A 7,849-nucleotide genomic window follows, 5' to 3' on the forward strand; every position below is an offset into this window, starting at 1 on the left:
TGCAAACTCCATCTCCGTGCGCCAATCCGGCAGCGCGATCGCGCCAGCTAGCCATTGCCGCGCTTTTGTTGTAAGGCCCGCCAATCTGAGACGTGACGCAATGACCCCGGCGCATGAAGAACGATACGGAAGGGGGTCGGCGGCAATACGGCCGCCATGAAACAGGGCCACCGGGGAACGCCCCGGCACCGGGCCCAAACAGGATACGACCGATGTTCAACATTACGAAAAAAGAAATGCAGTGGGGCGAAGAGACCCTGACGCTCGAGACCGGCAAGGTCGCGCGCCAGGCCGACGGATCCGTCATCGCCACGCTGGGCGAAACCAGCGTCATGGCAAACGTGACCTTCGCCAAGCAACAGAAGCCGGGGCAGGATTTCTTTCCGCTGACCGTGCATTACAACGAAAAATACTACGCCGCCGGTAAAGTGCCGGGCGGCTTCTTCAAGCGCGAAGCCCGTCCCACCGAAAAGGAAACGCTGACCTCGCGCCTGATCGACCGTCCGATCCGGCCGCTGTTCGTGCCGGGCTTCAAGAACGAAGTGCTGGTGATCTGCACCGTGCTCAGCCACGACCTGGTCAACGATCCCGACATGGTGGCGATGATCGCCGCGTCGGCCGCGCTGACCATCTCGGGTGCGCCGTTCATGGGCCCCATCGCGGGCTGCCGCGTGGGCTTCGAGGGTGGCGAATACGTGCTGAACCCCGAAATCGACGACATGCACAAGCTGAAGGACAATCCCGATCAGCGCCTGGACCTGGTCGTCGCGGGCACCAAGGACGCGGTGATGATGGTCGAATCGGAAGCCTACGAGCTGTCCGAGGCCGAAATGCTGGGCGCCGTGAAATTCGCCCACGAGCAGATCCAGCCCGTGATCGACCTGATCATCGACCTGGCCGAAGACTGCGCGAAAGAGCCCTTCGACTTCCAGCCCGCCGACTATTCCGAGCTCTACGACGCCGTGAAGGCCGCGGGCGAGCAGAAGATGCGCGACGCCTATGCCATCACCGACAAGCAGGACCGCACGACCGCCGTGTCGGACGCCAAGGCCGCCATCAAGGACGCGCTGACCGAAGAGCAGCGCGAGGACGAGAACCTCGGCACCGCCCTGAAAAAGCTGGAATCCGCCGTCCTGCGCGGCGACGTGGTGAAGAACGGCAAGCGCATCGACGGTCGGCGCACCGACGAGGTCCGCGACATCGTGTCCGAAACGGGCTTCCTGCCCCGGACCCATGGATCGGCCCTGTTCACCCGTGGCGAAACCCAGGCCCTGGTCGTGACCACGCTGGGCACCGGCGACGACGAGCAGATGATCGACAGCCTGCAGGGCATGTACAAGTCGAACTTCCTGCTGCACTACAACTTCCCCCCCTACTCGGTGGGCGAGGTGGGTCGCTTCGGTCCTCCGGGCCGCCGCGAAATCGGCCACGGCAAGCTGGCCTGGCGCGCGCTGCAGGCCGTTCTGCCCGCCGCCACCGATTTCCCCTACACGATCCGCATCGTGTCCGAGATCACCGAATCCAACGGCTCGTCGTCCATGGCGTCGGTCTGCGGTGGATCGCTGTCGATGATGGACGCGGGCGTTCCGCTGAAATCGGCGGTCGCCGGTGTGGCCATGGGCCTGATCCTGGAAGACAACGGTGATTACGCGATCCTGACCGACATCCTGGGGGACGAAGACCACCTGGGCGACATGGACTTCAAGGTGGCGGGCACCGAGAACGGGATCACATCGCTGCAGATGGACATCAAGGTCGCGGGCATCACCCCCGAGATCATGGAAAAGGCGCTGGAACAGGCGAAAGCCGGCCGGATGCACATCCTGGGCGAGATGAACAAGGCGCTGTCCGGCGCCGCCGCGTTCAGCGAGCATGCTCCCAAGATCGAGACCATGCAGATCCCCACCGACAAGATCCGCGAAGTCATCGGGTCGGGCGGCAAGGTCATCCGCGAGATCGTGGAAGTGTCCGGTGCCAAGGTCGACATCAACGACGACGGCATCATCAAGATCGCGTCGGCCAACGCCGATGCCATCCAGAAGGCCTACGACATGATCCATTCGATCGTGGCCGAGCCCGAGGAAGGCAAGATCTACAAGGGCACCGTGGTCAAGATCGTCGATTTCGGCGCCTTCGTGAACTTCTTCGGCAAGCGCGACGGGCTGGTGCACGTGTCCCAGATCGAGAACCGACGCCTGAACCATCCTTCGGACGTGCTGAAGGAAGGCCAGGATGTGTGGGTCAAGCTGCTGGGCTTCGACGACCGCGGCAAGGTGCGCCTCGCCATGAAGATGGTCGACCAGGAAACCGGCGAAGAGCTGAAGAAGGAAGAAGCGGTGGAATAAGACCGCGACTCTTTCCCCGAACCACCGAAGGCCCCGGCAGCAATGCCGGGGCCTGTTTTCTTGGGGGTGTCCGCAAATTGTGTTGGTCGGCTCCGCTGGACTTAGCTGCCTCGACCGATGAAACCCTATCTTCGGTGAAGTACGCCTTTCCGGACTTTCGCTTCAAGTGCAGGGCTTGAGTTTGGTCGATCCTGCACATCGCAAGACTTGGTGAGCTGTCGAACCGGACCGGTTCAGGGTCAATTCATTCAAACCAGTTTGCGACTGAACCTCGAAACGATGACCTTTCCAGGTAGATTGCGACACTCTCGCGATGAAGCGATACGAGTGAACGCATGGGGGAAACACGGATTGTATGGGTCGCGCTTGGAGGGGATATCCGACACCGGGGTGTCTATCTCGCCTCGAACGAATGGGACCAGATCATCCGCAGGTGCAATCTTGTCGACGTCAAGGCGGGCGATAATATCCAGAACCAGTCACGCGTGGCGGACAACTGGGTTTTCCTGTCTCAGGGTATCGCCGCGTCCGAACAAACATGGCCCGACGGGGCCTTTCACGGTTTCCGCGCCGAAGAAAATCAGGGGCCAATTAACCCAGGTTCATCACCGATCCCGTCTTTCCGCGAATGCTCCGCGCCAGTCGCCCCTTCGGGCCCATTCTTGACGGAGCGGTGAACACCATGACGAACCTGATCATGCCAGCAAAGCGCGACTTCGGCTGGGAACTCAAGCCCGTCACCTCGTCACATTTTGATATCATCCAGAAGGATTACGGGCAGGGCGGGCTGTTCCATCCACATGCGCGAAGCCATGCAATACCACCGCCATGGCTGGAAATACCCAGTCGATAACAAGCTGCAGGTGTTCTACGTCGGGCCCGATGGATGGGCCATGGCAAGGTGCTGCTGCTGTTCTGGCCGGTGATGATGCCGCGCATCCGCTTCATGGACGTTTACGAGAACGGTCGGCACCTCGGCGCGCGTTACCACCATGTGGTCGTGATCGGTGTCTCCGGCCACAATCCCCTCACGCGCGTCATCAACCGCAAGATCACCAGGGGTTTTCGGCCCCGAGGTCTTCGCCGCCTGGCAACGCCACAATGTAATCGAAGTCGGCGTCTTCGAGAACTTCCTCCCAGCCCTCTTTGCCCAAAGGGACAATCTTTCGTCGCTCGAATTCGCCCGCGACATGAACCCCGACCTTCCCTCCCCGGCGACACAGCAGGGGCACGACAGGGCGCTGTTCGAGCGTCGGCTTGATGGCTACCGGGCCAGCGGCAGGCCTTGCCAGTTCCAGCAGTACAAGACTGCCTCGTTCCTGTGAGCGTAGGGCGGATTGGACTTTGCGAGTTCTGTGACATTCGGCAGCCATGCCGGGTGTCTCGACACCTTTCGGGCCCGGTCCGAGGGTGTCTCGCGTCCACCGGACGAAGGGCAGCCGCGAAGTTTCGTCCATCTTGCCCACGAAGCTGTGACCGTCCAGCTTGCCGATCTCCACCCGCCCGCGTCGGTGCACGTTGTCGCGGCTGGCGTAGAGCCCGAAGCGGAAATGACGCAACAGCCTGACCACATGGTCCAGTGTCTCCGGTTTGGGACCTGCGCGAAACGCGACATGCGACTCGCCACGCTTGAGGCGCACGAGGTCGGTCGTCGCCCTGAACTCGAGTTCGACCTGCGGATGCTCGATGTGGAACGCCCGCAGAGCTGGCGTGATCAGAGCGGCGACGCCGGAGAATGCGGTGATGACGAGCTTGCCCGACAGTCGACCTGAGCGGCCCCGGTTGCGGCCGACAAGATCGGCGAACATCTCATCGGCGCGGCTGGCCACCTCGAGCATCTCCTGACCGCTCTCCGTAAAGATATAGCCCCAGGCGTGGCGCTGAAACAGCTTGGTCCGGAACGCCGCCTCCAGTGTATCGACGTGCCGGTTGACGGTCGCACGGTGAACGCTGAGCGCCTAGGCCGCCGCGCTGACGGTGCCATGGCCGGCGAGCATGAGCGCCGTTCGAAGTTCCGTCCAATGCTCCATGTCTGGTGCGCATGAGCCACTTACAGAGTGAAACGATCCCAGAGAAACACCGAGGGAAGAGGTCGTGAAATTTGTCTCGATTGGTCTGCGTTCTCTCTTGGCTCTTGCCTTCGTCGGCGCCGGGGGCGCCAGGCTGGTCGGTGTTGACGCGATGGTCGCCACTTACGACATGCTCGGGGTGGGCCAGTGGTTCCAGTATCTCATCGGGATCATCGAAATCGCCGGTGTGGTTCTGCTCTGGCCGCCCGGCCGTCAGATTGTGGGTGCCGACCTGCTGTGGGCGACGATGGTTGGCGCGGTGCAGGCGCATTGGCTCGATCTGGGCCGTCAGCCGCCCCGTCAATCTTGCTCGGCCCTCTCTGCGCCGGTGTCCTCTACATCTACCGCGCCAAGATACCCGCCTACTCTGGCCGCGCCTGAGCGGCGTTAGGTCATCTTCCCCGCTTCACGATCAGAATGGAATGAGCCCATGAAAATCCTCGCGTTCGCCGCCACCAACAGCCGCGATTCCATCAACAGCGCCCTGTTCGACTTCGCCGCCAAGCGCGCCCGGTCCTCGCTGTCTCCGCAGGCAGAGGTCACATTCGTCGACCTGAATGACATCGAGATGCCGATCTACTCGGTTGATCGCGAACGCGCCTCCGGCATCCCGTAGGCGGTCCGGAATCTTCGGGACACGATCGGCGCGGCGAACGCGGTGCTGGTCTCCTTCGCGGAACATATCGGCTCGGTCACTTCCGCCTGGAAGGCCATCTTCGGCTGGATGAGCCGGATCGACATGAAGGTCTGGCAGGACAAGCCGATGGTCTTCCTGTCGGCCACCCCCAGCCCGCGGGCCGGTGCGGGCGTGTCGGGCCATCAGGCGCAACTGGCGCCGTTCTTCGGGGCCGATCTGCGTGGGTCCAAAGGGATCGGCACCTGGGGCGAAGCCAGGGACGCTGACGGCGGAACTCTCACCCGCGCCGAGGACATCGCAGCACTGGACGCCGTCCTGGAAGCGCTGCTCGCGGCACGGGTGACCAAGGGAGAAGCCGCATGATCCCCGTCCTTTCGAATGAGCCAAAGGAGACTAACATGACCGATGCTCAAGCGACCGCCTTGAAAATCGCCACCGTCCTCTGGGTGATCTGGGGGCTGGTGCATGCCTTTGCCGGCGTGATCGTCCTGACGTCGGGCGCGTCCTCCGGCTTTGCCGCCATCGCCGATGTGGTCGATCCCGCAGCGCTTGCCGCCGAGTATCACCCGGCGGTGGGCGGGCTTCTAAAGCAGCACGGTTGGAACCTGATGTGGTTCGGGGTCGCGACCATCATCGGCGGGGTGCTGATCTGGCGCGGCAACATCACGACGATCTGGGTGACTGGCATGGTCGGCGGCCCGGCCGATCTGGCCACCTGCTGTTCGTCGATTTCCCCGGCTACGTGAACTTCTTCCCCGGAACCGTGATGACCTTCATCTCCGGCGCGACGATTCTGCTGAGCTTCTGGGTATGGTTCATCTCCCGTAGAGTCGGCTGAGGAACCGGATCCGGGTCCCAGCAAACGAAGCCGAGGCCGGGCCGTTCACCCGCTAAAATAGGGAGAGAGAGAGAGAGAAAAAAAAACCGGAACGTTGTTCGGGTGCCTGCCAAGTCTCTAAACGGAGAACCAAATCGCCGCTCAGAGATGGACGGCACCGCCCGATGTCAGGACGTTGAGCGCGAAAACGCGCATGTGATCAAGAAGGCCGTCAAGATACGGCTATTTGCGCTGACGCTCCCGGGTGAGACATATCGCGCGCTCTTCGATCACGTAGCGACCGACCGCTTGTCCCAGATCGCTCGAGCAAGAGGCCGCACGACAGGAGGACTCGGCGCTGAACGCGGACATCTGCCCTCGCGGTGACGCGCTACGCGGCTCGTATGACTTCAGCTGGTTTCATACCCGCCAACCGTGCCTCAAGCCACCTTGTGTAACCGTGCAAGTTCTTCGTTGCCGGGCCGCAAAAAGGCTTGACGCACTTGTCGTATCGAGCGTGAAGCGAGTTCACCTTCAGGATATGATAGCAGCCTCCAGTGACGCGCGCGCCGGGCTTGCTGCCAAGCAAGAAGTATTCGATGCCGCCGTTTGCTGCCACAGTCGCATAACCACTGGCGCCGTCCGAGCACAACACGGCATCCTTCGACAGAAGCGGCTTCATCGCCCGCTCCACCGTCGCGCTCAGGCGGCCCGGAAGTCGCTGAAACATCCTCGCGCCGCCCCGATCAGCGACAGTAAGAATGGGGAGCTGCCACTTCGAGAGGCCCCGAATCATCTTCAACCCCGTCGTTGTGAAGTCCTCCCACCTTGAGCGTTGCGGTTGAGGGACATTCTGCGGATCGGCAAAGTGCTGATCCCATTCTCGAGATCCTTTCCGGGACCCTCGTTGATGTGTTTCCCGCTTATCCACGAAAAAATGGTGACAATCGCACAGACCATTACCGCATCGATTCGGATGAGGGCGCGACTTTTCTTATGGAGAAGTTGGCGTCAGAGAGGTGGTTGGAGGGCAGATAACACGAAGGCGGTCTTGCCGTCTGCGTAACGCCCGCGGCCTTCGTCGCCCAGCTGCTCGACGAGATCCTGTTTTAGGGTTGCGTATCGGATGCGGAGATCCGCATCTGCGCGCAGTGCATCCCGGAAGGCAATCTGATCGCGGAAATCAGGATCGTCGGGAGTATAGAGATGCAGATTGTGGGTTCGCACATCGCCGTCGCGCAGACGAATAAATAGCCTTCCAGATCGGACGCCGCGGTCGATGTAACCCAAGCCAATGAGAGCATCTGCAATGCGTTGCTCTGCTTCCGCGTCTGCGCGTATGGCGATATCGAGAATGGGCTTTGCCGGCAAACCCGGCACGGCCGTGCTACCAATATGGTGGATTTCGAGGGATACATCCGGCAGCGACACTCGTATGCGTGCCGCCTCCGCTTCAAACGCGTGCATCCATGATACATCGTGAGGCGCGAGCGCGAGAGTTGCTTGGCGTAGGCCGAGAAGCGTGGTCTCGCTGCGCATCGAGTTCTTCCATAAGGTTTGCCATAGGTTGAATACGCTCAATCCGCCATGTCACCAACAGTAGATTTCAAGGCCAACATAGCCGGTATTCCTTCGAGCGCCGGAGTTGCTTTCCGACCGCCCCCTGAAGCGAGATGCGCATCTGGTCGACCACTGGGATCGGCTTCCAGATCGTCGTCGTTTTCTCCCGCTCGATACCTGCTTTCGTGGTCCATTGCTTGATCACTTCCCGGACGGGCTCGCGATGGTTCCACCGCCAGACGATCTCGTCGAGGTATCGCTGGAGGTGCTGTCGACCGAGGTTGTGGTAGACCCCGACCAGAGCGCGCTGCACCTGGGAGATCACTGTATCAGCCGTGTTCACGTGGGCGCCGGTCTCCGGGTTGGCATACTCTTTCTGGCTGTGGATCACATACTGGTGGTCTGCCATAGTTTTTCCCAA

General features: G+C 61.5%; 8 protein-coding genes and 1 pseudogene. 5 read left to right on the plus strand and 4 right to left on the minus strand.

The genetic code is table 11. The annotated features are described in order from the left end of the window. Window positions 1-212: 212 nt before the first annotated feature. A complete protein-coding gene (gene pnp / locus ILP92_RS15425) occupies window positions 213-2,345 on the plus strand; it encodes a polyribonucleotide nucleotidyltransferase (RefSeq protein WP_198917308.1) in 2,133 nt (710 codons plus the stop codon). A 682-nt stretch (window positions 2,346-3,027) separates the two neighbouring features. After that, window positions 3,028-3,198, plus strand: coding sequence for a hypothetical protein (locus tag ILP92_RS15430; protein WP_198917309.1), 171 nt, complete (start codon window positions 3,028-3,030; stop codon window positions 3,196-3,198). A gap of 199 nt (window positions 3,199-3,397) precedes the next feature. Here ILP92_RS15430 and ILP92_RS15435 read toward each other — a convergent pair whose 3' ends face one another. Further along, window positions 3,398-4,183 carry a LysR substrate-binding domain-containing protein gene (locus ILP92_RS15435; protein WP_198917310.1) on the minus strand — a complete coding sequence of 262 codons (786 nt, stop codon included), beginning with the start codon at window positions 4,181-4,183 and terminating at the stop codon, window positions 3,398-3,400. A gap of 256 nt (window positions 4,184-4,439) precedes the next feature. Here ILP92_RS15435 and ILP92_RS15440 point away from each other — a divergent pair, with 256 nt between their 5' ends. The 3 genes and pseudogenes from ILP92_RS15440 (at window position 4,440) to ILP92_RS15455 (ending at window position 5,797) form a co-directional block, all read left to right on the plus strand. Continuing rightward, entirely contained in the window at window positions 4,440-4,805 is a 366-nt protein-coding gene (locus tag ILP92_RS15440; RefSeq protein WP_368667905.1) for a DoxX family protein, read from the plus strand. Between the two features lie 39 nt (window positions 4,806-4,844). Beyond that, window positions 4,845-5,414, plus strand: a pseudogene (locus ILP92_RS18575) (NADPH-dependent FMN reductase). Further along, window positions 5,411-5,797 (plus strand): hypothetical protein, encoded by a 387-nt coding sequence (locus ILP92_RS15455; protein ID WP_235971477.1) that lies wholly within the window; start codon window positions 5,411-5,413, stop codon window positions 5,795-5,797. Before ILP92_RS18575 ends, ILP92_RS15455 begins: the two are co-directional and overlap by 4 nt. Before the next feature lie 462 nt (window positions 5,798-6,259). Here ILP92_RS15455 and ILP92_RS15460 read toward each other — a convergent pair whose 3' ends face one another. The 3 genes from ILP92_RS15460 to ILP92_RS15470 form a co-directional block, all read right to left on the minus strand. Next, window positions 6,260-6,550 (minus strand): hypothetical protein, encoded by a 291-nt coding sequence (locus ILP92_RS15460; protein ID WP_198917313.1) that lies wholly within the window; start codon window positions 6,548-6,550, stop codon window positions 6,260-6,262. Window positions 6,551-6,879: 329 nt separating this feature from the next. Continuing rightward, entirely contained in the window at window positions 6,880-7,407 is a 528-nt protein-coding gene (locus ILP92_RS15465; protein ID WP_198917314.1) for a GrpB family protein, read from the minus strand. 67 nt (window positions 7,408-7,474) lie between these two features. Continuing rightward, window positions 7,475-7,849: transposase (locus ILP92_RS15470; protein WP_214650066.1), on the minus strand; the 375-nt coding region annotated here is incomplete at its 5' end.

The sequence above is a fragment of the Palleronia pontilimi genome (assembly GCF_016412875.1).
In the GTDB taxonomy this organism is placed as follows: domain Bacteria; phylum Pseudomonadota; class Alphaproteobacteria; order Rhodobacterales; family Rhodobacteraceae; genus Palleronia; species Palleronia pontilimi.